The 2,700-nt window shown below is 37.5% G+C and carries 1 protein-coding gene; it reads left to right on the forward strand.

The genetic code is table 11. The features are described from left to right. Positions 1–1,074: 1,074 nt before the first annotated feature. Positions 1,075–1,941 (forward strand): DUF808 domain-containing protein, encoded by an 867-nt coding sequence (locus OQX63_RS23185; RefSeq protein ID WP_265853163.1) that lies wholly within the window; start codon positions 1,075–1,077, stop codon positions 1,939–1,941. Positions 1,942–2,700: the final 759 nt, after the last annotated feature.

Raw genomic sequence — 2,700 nt, forward strand, 5'->3', positions numbered from 1 at the left:
TGTTTATAGACTTTAGGGCTGAAGATAATGCACTCTGCTACCTGTGGGATACTCAAAAAAATATCGTCTAGACTGGAACGCAGTGAACGGAGAGATCTATATAGATTTCTCGACTACGTTGTACTGCGCTCGAAATGACGGTAATTTGGGGATAATTAAGGCTGCAAGTAATGAAGAATACAGCATTCCATCATCCGTTTTCCATCTTCCATCAAGCTCCATCCCATGTTAAATGGCTCTGATGGTAGTGAGCACGGAGCCAATTCTTCATCGGCGGAGTTAAAACGTACAGCAGGACGGAACCCAACCTAAATGAACAGGAAACTGCGCTCCAAAAAACTAGAAGGTTTTTCTCACCATTAAGGCGCTAAGCAAAGTTAAGGGTTGTTCACGCTGATCTCCGCAGAGGCCAATTTTACATCTTACACGTTTTTCCTTCTTCTTTACCATGTTAAATAGCCCTGATGGAAGTGAGCACGGAGCCAATTCTTCATTGGCGGAGTAAAACGTACAGCAGGACGGAACCAACCTAAACGTTACTGCTGCTGCGCTCCAAAAAAAGATCAATAGCTATGTAGTGAATGAATTAAGAATTTAGGGAATTAATTCAGCAGATCTCCGCTGATTTTAAATCCTATCTTCCATTTTACATCCCAGGTTAAGAGCCCTAATGGAAGTGAGTACGGAACCAATTCTTCATTGGCGGAGTAAAACTGACTGCAGGAGAGAACCAAATTTATGGTTACTGATTGTGTTGTAAATAAGTTCAAAAGTGTTGCTTTAGAACCTTGGCAGTTTACATCGGGGGATCCGAATTATCCAAACTGAGTTCAAAAAATGCTCGTAATTTTACTAATTATAGATCTATCTAATTTTAAGTTTTAAGAATTATAAATTCTTTAGTTTTTTCGAACAGTTTTAGCTTGTTACTGTTATAAAACCATGTAATAAATATTACTAACCCTTAACAGAACATAATTGGGATAATTTCATATGTTTAGGTTTAAAGATTTGATGTGTAATTGTCTAAATCTAAAAAGGAATTAATATTTTGCAGCATTAATAAATTTAGATATGGCTTCGGGTTTTTTTGCAATTTTAGACGATATAAGTGCCTTAATGGATGACGTTGCTGTAACAGCAAAGGTAGCGGCAAAGAAGACGGCTGGTATTTTAGGAGATGATTTAGCCGTAAACGCAGAAAAATCGACAGGTTTTCTTTCTTCTAGGGAACTACCGGTATTATGGGCAATCACCAAAGGTTCATTGGTAAATAAACTTATTATTGTACCCATTGCCCTATTGCTCAATTTCTTTTTCCCGATAGCAATCAAGATAATCCTGGTTCTTGGCGGACTGTATCTGGCATATGAAGGCGTAGAAAAAGTTGTTGAATATTTTTTTCATCGATCAAAGCCTATACATGCAGAAGCAAAAGAGGTTATTCAGGATGATAAGGCAGCAGAAAAAACCAAAATCAGATCAGCTGTTGTAACAGATTTTATTCTATCAATAGAAATTGTCATTATCGCATTAGGGAGCGTTTTGGATGAAAAGTTAACCATCCAAATCATGACTGTGTCGGTGATCGCATTATTGGCCACAATTGGCGTTTATGGAATCGTTGCACTTATTGTTAGAATGGATGATGCTGGATATCGCTTAGTTAAAGCTTCTGGTGACAAAGGAATTCTTTCCGCAGTTGGTAAAATACTGGTTAAATCGCTACCTGTTATTATTAAAATTTTAAGTATTGTAGGGACAGTTGCATTGATATTGGTTTCAGGTGGAATTTTTGCGCACAATATTGCGTTTTTACATCACGTTTTCCCTTCGTTCCCATCCATGTTAAGAGAATTTGCTTTTGGCTTAATAATTGGCCTTGCTTCAGTACTCGTGGTAGTTACGGTTAAAAAGCTTTTGGCTATTATTAGAGGGTAGGTTTTATAGCCTTAGTTTTTATTTCTTGGAAATAAGTAAATATACAGGTGATTCTAACATGATTTTTAGTTACTTCGTCTTTATATGCACTAATTAGTTTCTCGTTTTTCATGATTTTTTAAAGAAATTTATAAGGTTTAGATAGTTTCCAATGGATTATTCTATTTTATTTTCTAGCAAAGCAGGTTCAGTGCTACTATATAGGTGAGTTCCCGCTATTCGCTCCAAATCCTCGGCTCGTTCCTCTCCTCCGGGTTTTCCGCTGCTATCGGGTTTAGGTGGGCCGGTCTTCCGAAGTTTCAATGTGCTGGTTGCCGGAGAAAGGCTGGGCAAAATTAAGAATTGCCGCAAAATCCCGGGTGCCGCCGTCATCCTGAACTTGTTTCAGGATCTTTTTACTACACGAGATTCTGTAGTTTTTAAATGCTATAAGATTTACAAAACTGCCCTAAACACCTATCCTTCCAAAAAGTTTTAACTGCGGTAAAACTTTTTCCTGTTGAAAACCATTGACTTACGTTTAACCGTACAGTATTTAATAAATTCTCTTTGCTGGGAAAGATATTTTTTTCTACTTTTGCATCCCGCTCCGGAGGAGAGGGCAATAAACTGAAAAGAGGGCTTAGTGATAAAGAGGGCAGGATTTATTTTAAAATAATTCTTGCTAAAGAGAAAAAGATTGCTACCTTTGCAGCCCGGTTTGGAAGAGCGGGAAGCTAAATAACATTAGCATATTGAAATAAGGTTAAAGAGAAAAAG

The sequence above is a fragment of the Pedobacter sp. PF22-3 genome (assembly GCF_026239555.1).
Taxonomy (GTDB): Bacteria; Bacteroidota; Bacteroidia; order Sphingobacteriales; family Sphingobacteriaceae; genus Pedobacter.